The 20786-nt window shown below is 65.7% G+C and carries 16 protein-coding genes; 9 read left to right on the forward strand and 7 right to left on the reverse strand.

Annotation, left to right across the window (positions count from 1 at the left end):
- Window positions 1–88 precede the first annotated feature (88 nt).
- The gene (locus tag G7Y82_RS10695; RefSeq protein WP_168148048.1) at window positions 89–817 is read left to right on the forward strand and encodes a DUF899 domain-containing protein; all 729 of its coding nucleotides are present in this window, start codon (window positions 89–91) and stop codon (window positions 815–817) included.
- A 36-nt stretch (window positions 818–853) separates the two neighbouring features.
- Here the strand turns inward: G7Y82_RS10695 and G7Y82_RS10700 are convergent, their stop codons facing one another.
- The 5 genes from G7Y82_RS10700 to G7Y82_RS10720 form a co-directional block, all read right to left on the reverse strand.
- Entirely contained in the window at window positions 854–1261 is a 408-nt protein-coding gene (locus G7Y82_RS10700; RefSeq protein WP_168148050.1) for a GFA family protein, read from the reverse strand.
- Between the two features lie 783 nt (window positions 1262–2044).
- The gene (locus G7Y82_RS10705) at window positions 2045–2293 is read right to left on the reverse strand and encodes a CPCC family cysteine-rich protein (protein WP_168148051.1); all 249 of its coding nucleotides are present in this window, start codon (window positions 2291–2293) and stop codon (window positions 2045–2047) included.
- Window positions 2294–2508: 215 nt separating this feature from the next.
- A complete protein-coding gene (locus G7Y82_RS10710) occupies window positions 2509–4140 on the reverse strand; it encodes a flotillin family protein (RefSeq protein ID WP_168148053.1) in 1632 nt (543 codons plus the stop codon).
- Window positions 4140–4850: an OB-fold-containig protein gene (locus tag G7Y82_RS10715; protein ID WP_168148055.1), complete on the reverse strand. Its 711-nt coding sequence runs from the start codon at window positions 4848–4850 to the stop codon at window positions 4140–4142. Before G7Y82_RS10715 ends, G7Y82_RS10710 begins: the two co-directional genes overlap by 1 nt.
- The gene (locus G7Y82_RS10720; protein WP_168148056.1) at window positions 4847–6016 is read right to left on the reverse strand and encodes a cell surface protein; all 1170 of its coding nucleotides are present in this window, start codon (window positions 6014–6016) and stop codon (window positions 4847–4849) included. Before G7Y82_RS10720 ends, G7Y82_RS10715 begins: the two co-directional genes overlap by 4 nt.
- Window positions 6017–6274: 258 nt before the next feature.
- On the opposite strand from G7Y82_RS10720, the gene G7Y82_RS10725 reads away from it, so the two are divergent.
- A complete protein-coding gene (locus G7Y82_RS10725; protein WP_206370564.1) occupies window positions 6275–7165 on the forward strand; it encodes a DUF808 domain-containing protein in 891 nt (296 codons plus the stop codon).
- 24 nt (window positions 7166–7189) lie between these two features.
- Window positions 7190–7489: a hypothetical protein gene (locus G7Y82_RS10730; protein WP_168148058.1), complete on the forward strand. Its 300-nt coding sequence runs from the start codon at window positions 7190–7192 to the stop codon at window positions 7487–7489.
- Between the two features lie 15 nt (window positions 7490–7504).
- Here G7Y82_RS10730 and G7Y82_RS10735 read toward each other — a convergent pair whose 3' ends face one another.
- Complete coding sequence (locus G7Y82_RS10735) at window positions 7505–8650, reverse strand: sulfotransferase family protein (protein ID WP_168148060.1); 1146 nt, start codon at window positions 8648–8650, stop codon at window positions 7505–7507.
- A gap of 230 nt (window positions 8651–8880) precedes the next feature.
- On the opposite strand from G7Y82_RS10735, the gene G7Y82_RS10740 reads away from it, so the two are divergent.
- Window positions 8881–10278, forward strand: coding sequence for a TAXI family TRAP transporter solute-binding subunit (locus G7Y82_RS10740; RefSeq protein WP_366515652.1), 1398 nt, complete (start codon window positions 8881–8883; stop codon window positions 10276–10278).
- 83 nt (window positions 10279–10361) lie between these two features.
- Here the strand turns inward: G7Y82_RS10740 and G7Y82_RS10745 are convergent, their stop codons facing one another.
- Complete coding sequence (locus G7Y82_RS10745; RefSeq protein ID WP_168148064.1) at window positions 10362–13223, reverse strand: M36 family metallopeptidase; 2862 nt, start codon at window positions 13221–13223, stop codon at window positions 10362–10364.
- A 315-nt stretch (window positions 13224–13538) separates the two neighbouring features.
- Here G7Y82_RS10745 and G7Y82_RS10750 point away from each other — a divergent pair, with 315 nt between their 5' ends.
- The 5 genes from G7Y82_RS10750 (at window position 13539) to G7Y82_RS10770 (ending at window position 20763) form a co-directional block, all read left to right on the forward strand.
- Window positions 13539–14738 carry an alkaline phosphatase family protein gene (locus tag G7Y82_RS10750; RefSeq protein ID WP_240954236.1) on the forward strand — a complete coding sequence of 400 codons (1200 nt, stop codon included), beginning with the start codon at window positions 13539–13541 and terminating at the stop codon, window positions 14736–14738.
- Window positions 14739–14866: 128 nt separating this feature from the next.
- Entirely contained in the window at window positions 14867–16282 is a 1416-nt protein-coding gene (locus tag G7Y82_RS10755) for an alkaline phosphatase family protein (RefSeq protein ID WP_168148067.1), read from the forward strand.
- Between the two features lie 125 nt (window positions 16283–16407).
- Entirely contained in the window at window positions 16408–17826 is a 1419-nt protein-coding gene (locus tag G7Y82_RS10760; RefSeq protein ID WP_168148069.1) for an alkaline phosphatase family protein, read from the forward strand.
- A 40-nt stretch (window positions 17827–17866) separates the two neighbouring features.
- Window positions 17867–19105, forward strand: a complete 1239-nt coding sequence (locus G7Y82_RS10765; protein ID WP_168148071.1) for an alkaline phosphatase family protein — start codon at window positions 17867–17869, stop codon at window positions 19103–19105.
- 8 nt (window positions 19106–19113) lie between these two features.
- A complete protein-coding gene (locus G7Y82_RS10770) occupies window positions 19114–20763 on the forward strand; it encodes an Aq_1262 family (lipo)protein (protein WP_168148073.1) in 1650 nt (549 codons plus the stop codon).
- Window positions 20764–20786: the final 23 nt, after the last annotated feature.

Consider the following 20786-nt stretch of genomic DNA (forward strand, 5'->3'; position numbering starts at 1 on the left):
GCGGCGGCAAAGCCCCGCCGCATCGCGTGTCGATTCCGGCCGTGTTCGTTCGTCGTCAGACTGAACCCTGACGAACGAGGCGCCGCCGATGAACGAATCGATGCTCGCACACCCGCCGCTCGTGGACCGCGAAACCTGGCGGCGCGAACGCAAACGCCTGCTGCAACAGGAAAAGGCGGTGACGCGCTTGAGCGATGCGGTCAACGCCAAGCGCCGTCGCCTGCCGATGGTCCGACTCGACCGGGACTATCGCTTCGAAGGTGAGTCGGGCGGCTGCGGCCTGCTCGATCTATTCGAGGGGCGGCGGCAACTGATCGTCTACCACTTCATGTTCGACCCAGCCTGGGAAAAAGGCTGTCACGGCTGCACCGGCTGGGTCGACGCGATCGGTGATCTGTCGATGCTGGCCGCGCGCCAGACCTCGATGGTCCTGATCTCGCGCGCGCCGTACGAGAAGCTCAAGGCCTATCGCGAAAAGCGAGGCTGGACCCTGCCGTGGTACTCATCGTTCGCCAGCGACTTCAACTACGACTTTCACGCGACGCTCGACGCGGATAAAGCGCCGCCGGAACTCAACTATCGCGGCCTCGACGAGCTGGCGCCAAACGTCCGCGGACGCGCTAAGGGCGAGATCCCCGGCCTCAGCGTGTTCTTCCGCGGCGACGACAACACTGTCTTCCACAGCTACTCAAGCTACGCGCGCGGCTGCGAATACCTGACCGACGCCTATCGCCTGCTCGACGTCACACCCTACGGTCGCCAGGAAGACTGGGAAGACTCCCCGCCGGGCTGGCCGCAGAAGCCGACCTACGGCTGAGGCCGGCGTAGGGCGGAATTCATCCCGCCTTCCGCGTCATTCCGCGTGTCGATCGGCAGGATGGTGGACGCCATCGCTGGTCGGAACGTCGGGCAGATCGAAGGGGTCGATGCCGTCTAGGCACGCGAGGTTGTAGCCATAAAGCGCGGGATTGGAGCGGCGCTGGTGATGCGTGTGGATGCCGCAGATCGAGCAGAAGTAGTGTTTGGCGGTCTGCGTATTGAACGTATAAAGCTTGAGATGCTCTGCGCCTTTGACAACGTGCAGGCCGCTCAGCGGCACCGATGCGACGATGGTGCCGCGGCGCCGACAATACGAGCAGTTACAACGCCGCGGATCGACCACGCCGTCCGGCAGATCGAGCCGCAATTCCACAGCGCCGCAGTGGCAACTGGCTTTGTGCTTCGCGTGTACCGGCGCGGCACCTATTGTCGTGAAGCCCATTCGTTGCTCCTGTTGATGTGGGGTGCAGCCGATCGGCTGCCGACCTATCGCGCCATCAGTGGAATGGGCGCGACCGGCGGGATGAATCCCGCCCTACTGAGCTGCTAGGCTGAGCTGGAGCGTATTGTTCGGCGGCGACCATCGCCTGCGGTCTTGATTTCATAAACCTCGATTCCAAGGCTCGTTTCTCCGTATAGACTTCATCTCGAGACGGGGGTCATGACTCCGCGCCCTGCTTCGCGCTCGTGCGGAAAATGTCTTGCCGCGATCGTCCATGATATCTACTCGGCACTCGAACCCGCTCCCGACCCCGAAGCGTTCATAGCCTCGAAGTGCAGACTCTGGCGTGGTTAGATCTAATGAGATCCGACAACGCTGAACCCATTCCCTCGGAAGCCCATTGGCTTGAAGTTGACGATCAAGCATCAAGGAATATCGGGTTTGCACGACCTCAAAAACAGGCGAGGTAGCAGGAAGGGCGGGCTTGATCTTGATCTCCAACTGACTCGTTCCGTTCGCCTCCGCCTGCGCGCGAAGAAAGCCCAAAGCCCAGTAGCCGCAAACATCGTTGTTGCGCGCGGCGAATGATGTGGCCATCCCTTCCGCCACTGACCGCAGCGACCTACGCCTTCCCATTACTCGACGCTCTCCCCGCTCCTCCACGCCGCAGAACGCTCAAGCTCAGGCGCGGCCGCGACGAAGGCGTGGATGCCGGCACATAGCATCTATGCAGTCGAGTCGTGGTGCCACCTATCCGATGCCGCATGCAATTGTTGGGTGCGCTCACAACAACTCCTCCGGAATTGGAGGCCGGACGAACGGCTTGCGCCGCTCGCTCGAAGCGCCGAACGCTCTGTAGTTTGCACGCGCCTGCGACAGGCTGAGATTTCCGTTTGGCCCGCCCCAGACCTCATCTGCATCCGCATCATCCTGTCCGTCATCTTCCCAAAAGCACACGGGGCAAATTTCGTCCCCAGCACGCTCGACGAGCGTCTTGTAACCACAGCAGGGACAGCGCAAGGGCAAGGTCATGTTCTTTTACGCCTACGCCATTTAGAAGACACGGAATTGTCCAATAAAAGAGTGGGGCGTGTGATCGCGCGGTCACAGTATCAGCAGGCCGTCGAATAACAGGAAGGCGGTGCGGAAAAGGGAGCACGCAATCTCCAATAAACCGGTGGGCTGTCTGTCCGGGCTTTTCCGCCGGGGGAGAGCGGCCGTCGGGGTGACGGCCGCTCTGTGGTGGTTTACGCGGCGGCTTTTACCGCGGGTTCCGTGGCGCTGAGGGCGCTGGTGGGGACGCCGAGCTTGCCGGTTTCGTCGAGCAGGCCGGCGGACTTGAGGGCGGCGTCGACCATCGGCGATTGCATGCGCAGGCTCAGCAGCATGTCGGTCAGTTGCTGGGCGAGGCCGCCGTTGGCGCTGTTGGCGGCGGCGGGCTGGCCGTTGCCGTTGGCGCCGGTGGTGCCCGGCGCGCCGGGAAACAGCACGACTTTGAGATCGTCGATCGCTTCGATGGGCTTGGCCTGTGCTTCGAGGATGGCCGGCAGCTTTTCGATGACGGCGAGCGCCTGACGCAGGGCGATGATGTCCTTGGACAGGGCGTTCTCCGACTCGTTGATGGCGCGGCGGCCTTCGGCTTCGGCGAGTTGCTTGGCCTTGAGGCCGTCGGCTTCGATGGTCATCGCGTCGGCATTGGCCTTGGCGACGGTCAGCACGGCGTTGGCGCGGTCCTCGGCGGCGTCGCGTTCGGTCTTGGCGGCGACGCGCGTGGCGACCGCCTGCTGCTCGGCCTGTTGCTCGGCGACGATCACGGCGACGCGGCGCTCGCGCTCGGCGCGGGCGACTTCATTGGCGGTGACGACGTCCTGCTCGGACTTCGCCGCTTCGGCGCGGGCCTTGTTGGCCTCGGCTTCGGCCGCCGACTGTTCGCTGCTCTTTTGCGCGATGGCGATGCGGCGCTGCTGTTCGGCGATCTCGATGCCCTGACGGCGGGCGATCTCGGATTGCTCGACGGCGCGTGCCGTTTCGATGTCGGCCTGCTTGGAGCGCTTCTCCTGTTCGGCACGCACGGCGGCGACGCGGGCGTTCTGCTCGGCGGTGAGATTGGCGACTTTTTCCTCCTGTTCGAGGCGCGCCTGTTCCTCCGCCTGGCGGATCGAGAATTTGCGCTGCGAGGCTTCGAGGTTGCGTTGGGCGATGGCGACCTCGGTCTCCTGGGTGATGTCGTTGCGCTCGCGGCGGCGCGATTCGGTTTCGCGGGTGATCAGCGTCTTGCCTTCGGCGTCGATGACGTTGTCGTCCTTGAAGAACTTGAGGTCGGTCTGGTTGAGCGTGGTCACCGACACGGCTTCGAGTTCCAGGCCGTTCTTTTCGAGATCGGCGCTGACGGCCTTGAGCACCATCTGCCGGAACTGGTCGCGCTGGTCGAGCAGTTCGGACAGGGTCATGCCCATCGCCACGGCGCGAATCACGTCGTCGAACTTGGATTCGATGAGCTTGCGGATTTCGTCCGTGTCATAGGTGCGGCGGCCGAGCGACTTGGCGGCCGTCGAGATGCCCTCGGCGGTGCGGATCACGCGGGTGAAGAACGCGACGTTGGCGTCGACGCGCAGGCGGTCCCGCGTGATCAGCGAGCGCTCGCCGGTGCGCTCGATGTCGAGACGCATCGTCGACATGTTGACGACGGTGATTTCGTGGATGACCGGAATCTGGAAGCAGCCGCCGGTCATCGTCACGAATTCCTTGCCGCCGCCGGTGCGCACGATGGCGCGCTCCGGCGTGGCGCGGCGCCACAGACGCGAGAGGGTGAGGCCGATGAAGGCGATGATGATCAGGCCGGTGAGTGCCGAAACACCGATGAAGATGAGCTGGTCCATTACGAGGTGCTCCTGACGGAAGGTTGCGAGGACCGACCGGCGGCCGGCGCGCGGGCGTCGGCACGGGCGGGGTGATCGACCGCCGGCGCCAAGGGCGCGGCGGTGTGAAACGCACCGGCACGGCCGGTGATGACGACTTCGGTATCGGGCGGCAGCGACACGCCGGGCGCGGCGACGATGCGCACGACGTGGTCGTGGCCTTCGGCGTCCCGCACCAGCGCTTCGCCGGGCAGCTCCGCGGTGACCGGGCCGAGCCGCACGCGGCCGACCAGCGACAGCAGGCCGCGTTCGCTGATGGCGTCGCCGCTGTCGCGTGGCATCAGCCGTGCGATCGGTTTGGCCAGCACATGGGTGCCGACCACGGCGGCGACGACGGCCGGGATCGACGCCAGCCACGCCGGCAGCAGCGCCGGCGCATAGGCGGCGGCCAGCGACTGCACGCCGAAGCCGGCCAGCGCGTACAGCCCGGACAGCGAGGCGAGCAGCACCAGCAGCGGCACCTTGCCCCAGTGCAGATAGCCGAGCGCGTCGACGGCGACGCCACCGAGATCGGCGTCGCCGTGATCGCCGAACCACTCGCCGAGATGCGAGACGCCGATGCCGGCGAGCAGCAGTCCGGCCAGTTCGAGCGTCAGCAGCAGCAACAGGAAGGCGGCGCTGATCGCGAACGGCAGATTGCCGCCGGCGGTGACGAAGGTGAGCAGACTCATTTCGCGTGCTCCGGGTTGCGGGCCTGGGCGGCGTAGCGGCGCTTGCCGTCTTCGACGTAGTCGGCGATCTCGGCGGCGTCGCGCGTGGCCTGGGTGCGCAGCTCGTCGATCAGTTGCAGCGCGCCGTCCTGGAAGCCGACGACCGCATCGACGAGTTTTTTCACGGCGTCGGCGCGCAGCGTCGGGCCGTAGCCGGCGCGCAGTCCGGTGCGCAGCGTCTCGTCGCCGAGGTCGGCGACCGACTCGACGCCGCGGCTGATGCCGCCGCTGAGCGCGTTGAGCGTCTCGGTGCTCTCGTGCAGGCCCTGCTGCGCGGTGAACGCCGCGCTGAGGGCGGTGAACACCGTTTCGTTGGTCGCGAAGAACGAGACCGAGCGCGCGTGCACGCGCTGGCGGATTTGCTGCGTCTGCTGCAGACGCGCCATCACCGCCTCGGACGTCGCGTAGCCGACGCGCAGATCGTCGGCGAGGTCCTTGGCGATCTGATAACGCGCGTCCTCGTCGTGGACGACGCGCATCGCCTCGTCGCGCGCCAGCGTCAGGCGGCCGAGCGTCGCGCCGTCGCCGGTGGTGGCGGCATCGGCGGTCTGCTGTGCGCGGTCGAGCGCGGCATGCGCGTCGTCGAGACGCGTGCGCTGCAGGGCCAGCAGTTCCTGCGCCTGGATCTCGGCTTCCTTCATCGCCAGGCGGAAGTCGGCGTAGATCTCGAGCATCGCGCGCTGTGTGCGTAACTGCTGCTCGGCGTCGTGCGAGACGTCGAGATAGTGGCGGCGAATCTTGGCGAAGCGCGAGGCGATGTCGCCGCGCGTCGCGCGCATCCACAGTTGGCCGAGGCGCTCGTACATGCCGGGCGCGCCGTGCGTGGACGACTCGATCAGGCGCTGTGCGTCGTCGCGGATCGAGTCGAAGTCCTGGGCGATCGCGGCATAGCGCTCGGAGACCGTCATCGTCGTGATCTGCTCGCGCATCAGCGCATTGAAGTGGCTGGATTGCTGCAGCACGCGGCAGATCGAGACGACGCGCGCCTCGTCGACGTGCGCCAGTTGCATGACCAGCGCGACGGCCGGCGTCGCGGCATCGCGCGGGGCCGGCTGGCCGATCGCGCGCAGGCCGGTGAGGGCCTGGTCGAGGTATTTCATCGGGGCGGCGACGGCGGTGCGGGTCATGAGGCGAACTCCCTGTCAGGTGGCGCGCCTTGCGGCGGCCGCGGATTCGAACGTTGTTGATGAGCTGCACTTGCAACTCATGTGTTGCAAATCTTACGAGCGACGAGCAATAAATGCAAACTATGTGTAGCTAACGCGACGTATTTGAATCTTCAGGCCATTCGCCCGGATAATGGGCGGCACGCGGCCGCTGCGACACGAACGACCGCGCGAGCGGCCCCATCCGCGGGGCCGGAAGTTCTGGAACAAGGGATTGCGATGACGAGTTTGTGGGCGCTGCTGGATGACATTGCCGGTCTGATGGACGACGTGGCGGTGCTGTCCAAGGTGGCGGCGAAGAAGACCGCGGGCGTGGTCGGCGACGACATTGCCGTCAGCGGCGAGCAGTTGGCGGGCGTCAAGGCGGATCGTGAATTGCCGATCGTCTTCGCGGTCGGCAAGGGCTCGCTGCTCAACAAGGCGATCCTGGTGCCGCTGGCGATCGTGATGAAGGCGTTCGCGCCATTCCTGATCGGCCCGGTGCTGCTCTGCGGCGGTACTTACCTGTGCTTCGAGGGCATCGAAAAACTGCTGCACGCCCCGTGGCCGTGGCGTCGCGCGCACGACGGGTCTGCGCATGCCGAGGCGCCGGCCCAGCCGCCGGTGTCGGAGCGCGAGAAGATTCGCGGCGCGATCCGCACCGACTTCATCCTCTCCGCGGAGATCATCATCATCGCGCTCGGCAGCACCGAAGGTGCGAGCCTGCTCGGCACGGTGATCGCGCTGATCGCGGTGGCGATCCTGATGACGGTGGGCGTCTACGGCCTCGTCGCGCTGCTGGTGCGTTTCGACGACATGGGCCTGGCGCTGGCGCGCGGCCGCAACGCATTCGGCACGCACATCGGCAACGGCATGCTGTGGCTGGCGCCGAAGATCATGCGCACGCTATCGGTGGTCGGCACCGTCGCCATGTTCCTTGTCGGCGGTTCGCTGCTGCTGCACTACCTGCACCCGGCGCACGCGCGGGTCGCATCGCTGACCGGCGAGGCGTTTCTGGCCTCGACACTCGGCGGCGGCGCCGCCGCGCTGGTCTGCGGGCTGCTGCTCGGCAGCGTGGCGATGGCGATCGTCTCGGCGGCGCTGGGCCTGAAGCGTCGGTTTGCGGCCTGAGGTGTGCCGCGGCACGATGACACCATGCTGATCGTCATTGCCGCCGCGGTCCTGCTGATCCTGAACGGCGTCGCGAGCCTCGTGCTCGTGCGCGTCGGCGGCATCGAGCGTGGTCAGCGGATCGCGCAGGCGCTGCTGGTCTGGCTGCTGCCAGTGGTCGGCGCCGCGGTGGTGCTCGCGGTCAACCGGGAGCTGACGCGCGCGACGGTGCCCGTGCGCGGCGCGTCACCCGATGACGTGACGTCGATGTCGCAGATGCAGCTGGGCGAAAACGGCGGCAGTGTCAGCAGTGGCGCGGACTGTGGCGGTCACAGCTGTTCCTAAGCGCCGCGGCTCGTTTCAGGCTTTGGTCGGAATCGCGTAGCGCTCACAGTAGTCCTTGAAATGCTGGCGGACGCCGCTCGCAGTCAAGCCGAATTCTTCGAGCGAGTAGACGTGCTTGCCGTGCTTGCCCTGCGGCTTGTCGTTCATCAGCTTCTGCATCGCGGCTTCGATCGGCGGCGTGAACGGCGTGTCGAAGCGCTCGTAGACCTTGCGCATGGTGCCGATCGGATCACGCAGCTGCTCGGCGTACTGGATGTCGTGAATCGCGTGCTCGCCGTGCTCGTCACGGTAGGCGTTCTGCCGCGCGATCATCAGGTCGAAGGTGTCGAGCAGCAGCGCAGCGATCTCCTTCTTGTCGACCTGGTCGCTGAACATCGGCCGCACGTGGCGTAGCAGGCTGCAGGCCGAACCGACGACTTCGGCCGGATCGCGGTGCGTCATCACCAGCTGCGCATCGGGGTAGACCGTCGTCAGTTCGTTGAGGAACAGCGGATGCCACGGATTCTTCAACGTCCATTGGCCGCCGTTGTGCGCTTGCAGCAGCTGCAGCAACTGCTTGTGGAAGCGGAACGCCGGCAGGTAGTCGGCCTCGTGCAGCAACCAGTGGCTGTAGCTCGGGATGTGCAGCGTCGAGTCGAAGATCTGCGCGCAGAACGACAGCTGCATCGCGTACTGGCATTCCGACGGGCTGTCCGCCTCCTCGAAGTGCGCGGCGGCGATTTCCGGCGCGAAGCTCAGCGCCATCTGCAGTTTCTGCCGCTCGGCGCCGCAGCGCAGATCGGTCGACAGCGCGCCGGACTGCGCCGGCGGCACCGGGTTCAGCGCCTCCCAGCGCAGCAGGCAGCGGCGGCCGGGATCGGCGGACAGCAGGTTGATCGTCAGCGTCGTGCCGGTGCGCGGCAGGCCGAACACGAACATCGGTTTGTCGACCGGCCGTTCGAGCAGCTCCGGGTGCTTTTTCAGATAGTCGACGATCTTCAGGCGGTTGCTGGCGATGCCGATCAGATTGCCCATCCAGCGCTGCGCGCCGGCCGGTGACAAGCGCGCCTCTTCACTGGATGCGCGCACCAGGTGTTCCAGCGCGTCGAGCGCGGACGGATCGCCAAAGTCGCTGAGGCCGGTGGCGGCACTGGCCGCGCCGATGATCTGCTGCACTTGCATGTGAACTCCGTGGTCTTTTTCGTCTCGTCCGGTTCGCGCGATGCGCGCCGACGATGTCGCTGCGTTATCGGCCAGACACGGCCCTGCTGGCAATGGAATTCGCCTCTGTGGCCGGACGTAGTGGCCGGCCGTCGATGTTGCGTCCGGATTGCATCACGGCGCACCGGGCCATGGACCTGGGCCGCGGTTCTGGCAAGCTCCGCACCTGGACCAGGACACAGGATGTGGCAGTGACGGATGACGCACACAGCAAACGGGTGAGGATCGAGCCGGTGCGGCGGCGCCTGTTGGGCCTGCGGCCGGTCTCGCTGGTGTCGTGGCGCGACGCGTTCGCGACGCTGACGCCGATCGTGCTGATCAGTGCGGCGGCGATCTTCTTCACGCTGCACTTCGTCCGGCCGGCGCCGCCCATGCATCTGAGCATCGCCAGCGGGCCGCCGGGCAGCGCGTTTCACATGGTCGCCGAGCGCTATCACAAGATTCTGGAGCGTAACGGTATCGATCTGCAGGTGGTCGACTCGCATGGTTCGGCCGACAACCTCGATCTGCTGGCCACGCACAAGGTCGATATTGCGTTGGTGCAGTCCGGGGTCACGCGCCAGGGCGGCACCGATGACATCGTCTCGCTCGGCACCATGTTCCGTCAGCCGGTGCTGGTCTTTTATCGCGCGCCGCAGCCGATCACGCGGTTGTCGGAACTGGCCGGCAAGCGCATCGCCGTCGGCAGCGACGGCAGTGGCACCCACGTGCTGGCGCTGACCTTGCTCGATGGCAACGGCATCGAGCCGGGCGGCAAGACCACGTTTCTCGACCTCGAAGGCAAGGCCGCGGCCGACGCGCTGATCGCGCACAAGATCGATGCGGCTTTCGTGTCCGGCGACTCGGCTGGTCTGCGCATCATTGGCGATCTGTTGCACAGCGATGGCGTACGTCTGTTCGACTTCGTGCAGGGCGAGGCCTATGAACGCCGCTACCGCTACCTGAACCGCTTCGAGCTGCCGCCCGGCGCTTTCGATCTGGGCGCCAATCTGCCGGATCACCGCATCACGATGCTGGCGCCGACCGTGGAGCTGCTCGCACACTCGGACCTGCATCCGGCGCTGTCCGATCTCTTGGTCGAGGCCGCGCAGGACGTGCACGGTCGCGGCTCGCTGATGCAGAACCCCGGCGAGTTCCCGCACGCGATCGAGCACGACTACCCGATGAGCGAGGACGCGGCGCGCTACTACAAGTCCGGCAAGAGTCTGGCGTACCGCTACCTGCCGTTCTGGCTGGCGAGTCTGGTGTCGCGCGCGGCAGTGGTGCTGGTGCCGATCATCGTCGTCTTGATTCCGGGCCTGCGTTTCGCGCCTTACCTGTACGGCTGGCGCATCCGGCGCCGCATCTACAAGCACTACGGCGAGCTGATGGCGCTGGAGCGGGCGATGCTGGAGCCGTTGACGCCGGAGCAGCGCGCCGAGTTGCTGCAAAGGCTCGACCGCATCGAAAAGTCCGTGGTCAGCATGAAGACGCCCGGCGCCTTCGCCGACCAGGCCTATATCCTGCGCCGGCACATCCGCTTCGTCCGCGATGGCCTCGAAGGCGGTCCGTCAGCGTCGACGATGGACGAGGACATCATCATGCGCTGACGCGATGCGGGCGTGCGGTGAATCCATGCAAATGAAAAAGCCCGGGACACGTGAGCGCCCCGGGCTTTTTAGCTGGCTAGCGATCAGCCGCGGCGACGGCGCCGCAACATCGCCAGCAGTGCCATCGGCAGGAGCAGCGCGCCACCCAGCGCACCGCCGCCGCCGCCCGAGCTGCTGCCGCCCGCGGTGGCGCCACCAGTGGTTGAACCGCCGGTGCTGCTGCCGCCCGTAGTGCTGCCACCGGTGCTGCCGCCCGCGTCTTCAACGAACAGCGTGTAGTCCTCGACGACGCCGGTCAGATCGCTGCTGTCGCGATCCGGTGCGACGGCGTCCGGGCCGGCGCCGCGCGCCGAGAAGCCATTGGCGCAGACCGCGTAGTCGGTCTCGTTGTTGGTCTTGGCGACGGCGAGGATGGCATCACGCGCTTCGACGTAGGTGGCATCGGCCGGCGTCATCTTCAGGCCGCCGATGATGTAGTCCTGCATGCGCGTCTGTGCTTCGGAGAAGCTCAGCTCGTTATGCAGGGCGGCGTAGCACTGCCAGACCATGTTGGCCCAGATTTCACCGGCGTTGTGCACTTCCGAATTGCTCGAACCGTCGCCGCCGTCCGGCGTCGCTTCGCCGTCGGAGATGTGCTTGAAGGTGAACGCGTTCTTGGCGAAGTCCGTCGAGTACGGCGCACGGCGGATGCCGTAATAGAAGTTGTGCGTGACGTAGCCGGCCAGACCGTAGGCGCCCTGCCAGTGATCGTTGTCGACGGCGCTGGTGTCGTCGGCACGCGTCGACAACATGAACGCGTCGATGTCTCCCCAACCTTCGCTCATCGCGCTGGACTGCTGGTTCGACGAGTCGGTCAGACGATGGTGCACGTAGTGGAAGAACTCGTGCGAGACGATCTGGTTGTCCATCGTGCCGTCGACGTCGATCGACTCGTCACGCTGCACGTGCATCGTCACCGTCTCGCCGGCGGCGACCAGTGCCTTGATCGCTTCGCCGTCCGACTTGCGGATCATCACCGACGGGATCTGGTAGATCGCATCGGTCGGGCTCTCGCCGACGCTGATGGGAATGTCGCCATTGCCCATCGTGATCGGCTCGCCGTCGGTGTTGTTGATGACGATCATCGCGCTGGCGCCGGACAGCAGGGCGTACTGCGCCTTGGTCGTGAAGTTGCAGTTGCCGCGATCGATCAGCGCAACCTTGCCGACCAGCGTCGGGTCGATGATGCCGGGTGTGGTGACCAGGCCGAGCAGCGGGTCGGTGATACCGCAACCGTCGGTTGCCGAATCGCCGATGCCGTCATCGATCAGCGCCGCGCTTGCGCTGACGTCGAACGTGGTCGGGCCGAAGCTGGCGCCAGTGAACTTCAGGCTGTCGCCTTCGGTGGGCGTGGTCTGCTTGACCTCGCCGGTGATCGGGCCGTCGAACAGATACTGCTGCATGGTCGGCGACGAACCGTCGGACGGCGTCGACATGTTGGCGTTGTTGCGACCGGATGCGTCCTGCGCCTGCGCCAGGATCGGATCGCCTTCTTCACCGCCGCGACCGTAGTTGTCGGTCTGCGCGTTGCCCGACTCCTCGTCGAAACCGTGGTTGTACCACCAGTCGTGCAGCCAGTTGTTGATGTAGAACAGATTGACCACCGATGCGTTCTGGGCCGCGTCGGTGCTTGGGTCCTGATCGGCCGGGGCTTCGTAGTCGAACGTATGGTCGCCGTTGGTCGACGCGCGCATGTCGCCCAGCGTCGGCGTGCAGATGTTCAGCGGGTTGCTGATGATGCCGGACACCGGCGTGTCGACCACGTCGAGGCAGGCGTCGACGTTGTTGCCGAGTGTTTCGGTGGCGTCGTCGGCCAGCCACGGGTCGCCGGTGCTGATCGGACCGGAGACCAACGTCACCATCTTCGATGCCGCGCCGGTGCGCGTGATCTCGGCGATCGGGTTCAGCGACGTCGCTGGCGTGTAGCCGTTGCCGAGCGGTGAGTCGTACGGCATGTACGGACTGGCGTTGTCGGCATACGCGCGATACGTGAACGCGGTGGCGTCCTGCACGAGATTGCGGCGATGCAGCACCGAGCCGCTGCTGGCCGACACCACGAAGGCATAGGCGCTGAGCTGGCCGGTGGCGCGGGCGCGCGCGAACAGTTCGACGTAATAGGCCGGTTCCAGCGCGCCATTACGCGCGTAGTAGATCGGACGGCTGCGCGGTTCGCGTTCGAAGACGTGGCTACCGGCGATCTGCGCCGGCACCTTGAACCAGCTGTATTCGCCCTGCGTGTGCGACAGCAGCAGCGAGCCGGCACTGAGTGCGCCTCCGATACTGCTCCAGGCCTTGGATACGGCCTGCGTTGCACTCAGCGCATAGGCCGTCGGTGCCGAGCTGTAGCCGGTCGCGAAGTAGCCCGACACGGCGACTGGACGGTTGTCGCGGTCGAGCAGCACGTTCAGATAACGGTGAAAGACTTCCTTGCCGTTGACGCGCTGACGCAGGCGCACGACGGCCGGACCGTTGCCGTTGTACGACGCGAAGACGACGTCGGCATTGTCGATGAGGGCGTCGGTGAGGCCCAGCGCCGATGCTTCGCTGCGCAGATAGCTGCGCGCGCTGGCGGCCAGCAGCTCACGTTCGGTCGACAGTGCGCCGACCGAAATCGGTGCGGCGTCTTCGGTGGCCCACAGGAAGGTCGGCTTGCCAAGCTGGCGATCGAACAGCGTGTTCTGGATGCGGCCGGCGAGCCCGGCCGGCATTGCGACGTTGCGGTCGGCGGTCTCGGCCAGGAAGGTATCGAGATTCGGCAGGCCACGGCGCTCGGCGGCGGCATTGCCGGCCGGCGACGGGGCGGCGGAAATCGTGGCGGCAGCGGCCGAGGCGGTGACCGTTGCCAGGATGCCGGTCGGAATCAGACGCAGCAGAAACGGCCGGGCGGCCGGAAAGCGGTGACGCATTGAAACCCCCTGATCGAGCAATCGTGAAGCGCGCGGCATACGGACCCCCGAAGCCGTTGACCTTCACGCTAGCGCAAGTCAGGCGCCGCGAGCCCGGGGATTTGCCCTAGCTCTCCGGTAGTAAAAACATACCGAAAGACCGAAGTTCTCCGTCCTGTCACAAGCTCGACCTAGAGTCGTTCTTTTGATTTCAGTTTCGTGTCAGTTTTTCTGAGTGACCTCGTTGGGGCGAGGCACCTGACACCGGTTTCGGGGAGCCTGTTCATGTCGTTTTTTCATCATCCCGCAAGGCAGCGCTCTGCGTGGGCCGCGCTGATGCTCGTCATGCTCGCGGCCTGCGGTGGCGGCGGCGATGCCGGCGTGGCGCCGGTCAGCGATCATATCGGGCACGTGTTTCTGATCGTCATGGAGAACAAGAGCTACGACCGCACCTTCGGTGATGACGGCGCGCCGTATCTCGGCAAGCAGCTGCCGACCCAGGGTGTGTTGCTCGAGAACTATTACGCCACGGGCCATGCCAGCCTCGATAACTACGTGGCGATGATCAGCGGCCAGGCCCCGAACGCGCTGACGCAGGCCGACTGCCCACGACTGTCGGAATTCCTGCCGCTGGCACCGGTCGTCAACGGCCAGGTCGTCGGGGTCGGCTGTCTGTATCCGACGAGTGTGCCGTCGATCGCCGACGAGTTTCGCGCCGCTGGCATTTCGTGGAAGGGGTATATGCAGGACATGGGCAACGAGCCCGATCGCTACGACCCGTCGCTGGCAGCGTCCGATACGCGTCCGCAAGGGCCGCGGACCTGTGGGCACGGCACGGTGGACGGCAAGGACGACACGCAGTCGGCGACGGCGACCGATCAATACGCCACGCGCCACGATCCGTTCATGTATTTTCACAGCATCATCGATGACCAGACGTATTGCGACGAGCACGTGGTCAATCTCGACGATGCGCTCGCCGATGATCTGAAGCGTGTCGATACCACGCCGGCCTTCAGCTTCATCACGCCGAATCTGTGCGATGACGGCCACGACTCGAATTGCGCCGACGGCGAGGTTGGCGGTCTGACCGGCGTCGATCGCTTTCTGCAGAAGTGGGTGCCGCGGATCCTGAACTCGCCGGCCTACCAGCAGGACGGCTTGCTGATCATCACCTATGACGAATCGACCAACAGCGCCAGCAATCCCAGCGACATGGACGCGTGCTGTGGCGAAAGCGGGTCGCTGTCTCAGCTGCTGCTGCAGCCGGGCATTCTCGGCCCTGGTGGCGGTCGTGTCGGTGCGGTACTGATCTCGCCGTTCATTGCACCCGGCACGGTGTCGAGCGTGCCGTACAACCATTATTCGCTGCTGCGCAGCATCTCCGACATCTTCGGCGTGGCCTATCTCGGTCACGCCGCCGACGGCGACACCGACGCCGGCACCGACTGTGATCCGGAAGCGCAGCCCTGCAGTTTCGGCAACGACGTCTACACCCGGCAGATGCCGGTATTGCCGGCGCGGCCCGCGTCATGACGTGTCGCGATTGTCGACGGCAGTAGTAAATCGATACTGCCGCGCGGCGGTCGACACGCCCATCGCCGGATTGTCATTCGCATGTCCTAGCGTGCCTGACGTTCGACAGTCGGGATCAGGATCAGGTCATGCAGGACAACACGAAGGACGGCGTCGATCACGCGCGCCGCAAGCTGCTCGCCGGCCTCGCCGCGGCATCGGTCGGCGGTGCCGGTCTTGCGGCCTGCGGCGGTTCGGGTTCATCCGATAGCGACGCCAGCCCGTCGGCGCAGGCGCTGCCGGCGCCGGATGATTCGGGGATCGACCACATCGTCGTGGTGATGATGGAGAACCGCTCGTTCGATCACTACTTCAGCTGGGTGCCCGGCGCGACGGTGCGCAGTGCCAGCACCGCGTTGCTCGATACCGACGGCAACACGGTTGGCCTGCGCCCTCTGGCCCCGGATTACCAGAACTGCGCGCTGGCCGACCCCGATCACGGCTACGACGCCGGGCGAACGCAGCTCAACAACGGCGCGATGGATGGCTTTCTGCTGACGCAGCCGGCCGGCGATGACTTTCCGCTCGGCTACTACACGGCCGACGACCTGCCGTTCTACAAGGGCGTCGTCGCCAACTACACGCTCTGCGACCGTTACTTCAGCGGCATCCTCGGGCCGACGCAGCCGAACCGCTACTACATGCATGCCGGCCAGACCGACAAGAAGAACAACGACATCACGTTCTTTTCGCAAGCGACGGTGTGGGACGCGCTGAAGAGTGTGGGCCGCAGCGGTCGTTACTACTACGGCGATCTCGCCGGTTGGGCCTTGGTGTCGTTCGAGTTTGCCGGCCACCATCCGGGCGTGGCCAACATCCGGCCGTTCTCGCGCTTTCTCGACGATGCGGCCAGCGGCGATCTGGCCGACGTCACCTACATCGATCCATCGATGCTTGGTGAAGGCGACGGCACCTCGAACGACGATCATCCGCTGGCGGATATTCGCGCCGGTCAGGCGCTGCTCAACCGGATCTATGACGCACTGCGCAGCAGTCCGGCCTGGGAAAAGACGCTGCTGATCATCAACTACGACGAATGGGGCGGCTTCTACGATCATGTCGAACCGCCGTTCGCGCCGGTCACCTATGAGGAATACCAGGCCACCGGCAACGACGGCCGTCTGGGGTTTCGCGTGCCGTGCATGGCGATCGGTCCGCGTGTGCGCCGCCAGCATGTCGAGAAGCGCCAGCTCGATCCAAACTCGATCCTCAACATGATTGCCTGGCGCTTCGGCTTTGCGCCGCTCGGTGCGCGCGGCGCAACGTCGATGAACTTCGCACAAATCCTCGACTTCACGTCGGCGCCGAATCTGGACGCGCCAGCCTTCGATGTGCCGGACGAAGCCGATGACGGACAGGCCTGCGCCGATGCGAGCAGCGCGGCGCAGGCAACGCTGAGCCCCGAGCGCTACGCCGAGGTTCAGAAGCGCCGCGACGAGCACATCGAGGAATGGCAGTCGCTGGTGCAGGCGGCACTGGACGCCGGCTTGCGCCCGGCGAATTGACGCTTGCCGCCAGTGCATCGTCCGCCCGGACGATAGTAAATCGATACCTGATGATGCACTTTCGCAAGGCTGTCATTTTTCCGTCTTAATCTGCCGCGTTTCCCCATTTGCGCCGGACTTCAACCATGCAGGATCAGCAAAACAATAAAAACAAGAACAAGGAAAACATCGATCTGGCACGGCGCAAGTTGCTGGCCGGTATTGCCGCGGCGTCGGTCGGCGGTGCGGGCCTGGCGGCCTGCGGCAGTTCCAGTTCGCCGGACGCCAGTGCGGTGACGCAGGTGCTGCCGGACCCGGAAAGCTCGGGGATCGATCACATCGTCGTGGTGATGATGGAGAACCGCTCGTTCGATCATTACTTCAGCTGGGTGTCCGGCGCGACGACCGCCAACATGGCCAAGCTCGCACTCAAGGACAGCGACGGCAATACCGTCTCGTCACGCAAGCTGACCGATTACCAGAACTGCTCGCTGGCCGACCCCGATCACAGCTATGACGGCGGCCGCACGCACTATAACGACGGCGCGATGGACGGCTTCCTGCTGACGCAGCCGGTCGGCGACGACTTCCCGGTCGGTTACTACCTCGCCGACGACCTGCCGTTCTACAAGGGCGTGGTGGCGAACTGGACGCTCTGTGATCACTACTTCAGCGGCATCCTCAGCTCCACGTATCCGAACCGCATGTACATGCACGGCGGCCAGACCGACCGCAATGACAACAGCGTCAAGCCGTACTCGCTGACGTCGGTCTGGGATGCGCTCGGCAGCGTCGGCCGCACCGGTCGCTACTACTACACCGACGCCGCCGGCTGGGCGCTGATCAATGTGCTGATGGCCGGTCATAATCCGGGCGCCGCGAATATCCGCACGTTCTCACGCTTTCTCACCGATGCCGCCAACGGCGATCTGGCCGACGTCACGTTCATCGATCCGGCGTTTCTCAGCGAAGGTGACGGTACCTCAGCCGACGATCATCCACTGGCCGACATCCGCAAGGGCCAGGTCTGGTTGAACCAGATATACGACGCGCTGCGCAGCAGCCCGGCCTGGGAGAAGACGCTGCTGATCATCAACTACGACGAGTGGGGCGGCTTCTACGACCACGTCGCGCCGCCGTACGCGCCGGTCAGCTATGACGAGTACAAGGACACCGGCAACGATGGTCTGCTCGGTTTTCGCGTGCCGTGCATGGCGATCGGCCCGCGCGCCAAGCGCGGTCATCTGGAGCAGCGTCAGTTCGATCCGAACTCGATTTTGAACATGATCGCCTGGCGCTTCGGCTTCGCGCCGCTGGGCGCGCGCGGTGCGACGTCGATGAACTTCGCGCAGCTGCTCGACTTCGACTCGGCGCCGAATCTCGATGCGCCGGCCTTCGATGTGCCGGACGACGACTCCTGGGGGCAGGCGTGCTCGTCGTCGACGTCGAGCATCTCCGCCGAGCACGATGCCGAGGTCAAGCGCCGTCAGGCCGAACACCTCGAAGAGTGGCAGGGGCTGGTCGACATCGCCTACGCCCAGGGCTTGCGCCCGGATTCGGACTGAGCCGAGTATGCGCAAGGATCAATGCAGGGAAGGGGGCGTCATGTCTCGGTTTTGGTACGGGGTGCTGGCGATGCTGCTGGCAGGCGGTCTGGCGGCCTGCGGCAGCAGCGACAGCGTCGGCGGCAGTGGTGGCCCCAAGGCCGACAGCATCGGCCATGTGTTCGTCATCGTGCTCGAGAACAAGAGCTATGACCTCACGTTCGGCGCCGACACCGAAGCCCCGTATCTGGGGCAGACGCTGCCGACCATGGGCGCGCTGCTCGAGGAGTATTACGGCATCGGCCACAACAGCCTCGACAACTACATCGCGATGATCAGCGGCCAGGGGCCGAACGTCTCGACGCAGGCCGACTGCCCGACGCTGTCGGACTTCGCCACCGGCGCGGTCGTCAACAGCAACGGTCAGATCGTCGGCGCCGGCTGCATCTATCCGACCAACATCGCGTCGATCGCCGACGAGTTCCGCAGCGCCGGCATCTCGTGGAAGGGCTACATGCAGGACATGGGCAACGACCCGAGCCGCTACGATCCGGCGCTGGCGGCGTCCGATACGCGCCCGCAGGGGCCGCGCACCTGCGGGCACGGCACCATCGGCCGCATCGACCAGACGCAGTCGGCGACGGCGACCGACCAGTACGCGACGCGCCACGATCCGTTCATGTACTTCCACAACATCATCGACGACCAGACCTATTGCGACGAGCACGTGGTCAATCTCGACGATGCTTTCGTCGATGACCTGAAGAGTACCGACACCACGCCGGCCTTCAGCTTCATCACGCCGAATCTGTGCGACGACGGCCACGACGCCAACTGTGCGGACGGCACGGTCGGCGGCCTGACCGGCATCGATCGTTTCCTCAAGCAGTGGGTGCCGGTGATCCTCAACTCGCCGGCCTACAAGAAGGACGGCCTGCTGATCATCACCTACGACGAATCGACCGGCTTCACCGACGACAGCACGGCATGCTGCGGCGAGTCCGGTACGATTTCGCAGCTGTTCCTGCAGCCGGGCATCACCGGCCCCGGCGGCGGCCGTGTCGGCGCAGTGCTGATTTCGCCGTTCATCACGCCGGGCACGGTGTCGACCCTGCCGTACAACCACTACTCGCTGCTGCGCAGTATTTCCGACATCTTCGGCGTCGCGTACCTCGGCCATGCCGCCGATGGCGATACCGCCGCCGGCACCGACTGCGACAACGAGACGCAGCCATGCAGCTTCGGTAGCGACGTCTACTCGGCGAAGATGCCGGTGTTCCCGGCGCGGCCGGCGAGCTGACCGCGCGCATGCACGGGGGGCGTCAGCGCCGCATCGTGAAGCTCGCGGCGGCGCTGGCGGTTCTGCTGCTGGGCGCCTGCGAGTCGCACTACGATCCGACGGCGACGGCCAGCGCCGAGAAGGCGCGCGGCCGCATCGACAATGTGCTCGCGCACATTCCGCCGCAGTGCTACACCGACACGCGCGGCGGCGCCAATCCGTGCTGGGTCTGCCACACGAGCCAGAATCAGCGCAATGGTGCCGACGACTGGCAGCTGCAGGCGCAGTACCAGCTCAATGCCATGGGCCGCACGAATCACTGGACCAACCTGTTCGTCGACCGTCGGCCGGCCATCGCCGCGCAGTCGGATGCGGACACGCTGGCCTATGTGCGGCACGACAACTATGCCCCGCTGCGCGCGGCGCTGGCACGGCTGCCGCAGGACCGTCGGCCGCGCTGGGTGCCGGACCTCGATCTCGAAGCCGGCTTCGACGCCGACGGCTTTGCCCGTGACGGCAGTGGCTGGCGGGCGTTTCGCTACAAGCCGTTTCCCGGCACGTTCTGGCCCACCAACGGCGCTGCCGACGATGTGATGATCCGCCTGCCGGCGCCGTTTCGCAGCGACGTCGATGGTCATCCGTCGAGTGCCATCTATCGCATCAATCTGGCCATCGTCGAGGCATCGGTGGCGGTGCCGGATACGCGCGCCGACGACGCGCTGGACCTGCCCACCGAGCCACTCGACGAGCGCGCGGCCGGTCTCGATCTCGACGGCGACGGCAAGCTCGGCACGGCCACGCGCCTCCACGCGCTGCCGGCACATTTCGTCGGCGGTGCCAGCGAGGTCGCGGTACGGCGCTGGACCTATCCGGTCGGCACCGAGTTCATGCACGGCGTCTACTATCTCGATCCGGCGGCGCCGGATCTGCGCGCGCGCCGACTCAAGGAACTGCGTTACGCGCGCAAGATCTTCCAGCTCGACGATCCGCATCTTCAGCGCCAGTACGACGAGGATGCGCGTGAGCAGGAGACCGGCGGCTGGCCGTACTTCGGCGGTGATGCATTTACCGGCGTCTTCAGCGAATACGGTTGGCAGTTGCAGGCGTACATCGAGCGCGCGGATGGCCGCCTGCGCTTGCAGACCCGCGAGGAGCAGATGTTCTGCATGGGTTGCCACAGTGGCGTCGGCGTTACCGTTGACGGCACCTTCAGTCTGCCGCGCAAGCCGCCCGGTGCGGCGGGCTGGGGCGAGCAGACCCTGGCCGGCATGCAGGACGTACCGCAGGCCGGCAGCGATGTCCCGGAATACGCGCGCTATCTGCAGCGCGCGCACGGCGGCGACGAATACCGCGCCAACGACGAAATGCTGCAACGCTTCTTTCCGGGCGGACATTTCGATGCCCAAGCCGCCGCGCGCGCCGCGCCGGGCGGACCCGACGATCTGCGCTTGCTGATCGAGCCGTCGCCGCAACGGGCGCTACTGCTCGACAAGGCCTATCGGGCATTGGTGCGCGAGCAGGACTTCAAACGCGGGCGCGATGCCTTGCCGGCGCCCGCGGCACACGTGCTGCATCAGGTCGAAGGCGATGCGACCGGCTTGTCGGAAGCCGAGGGCACGGTCTACCGTGATGGCCGTCTGTGGCTGGATTGGGGGCGGCCGGCCCATGAAGCTGACTGAATTGTCAGATTTCAGACAAATTC

The sequence above is a fragment of the Solimonas marina genome, from assembly GCF_012241385.1.
Classification (GTDB): Bacteria; Pseudomonadota; Gammaproteobacteria; order Nevskiales; family Nevskiaceae; genus Solimonas; species Solimonas marina.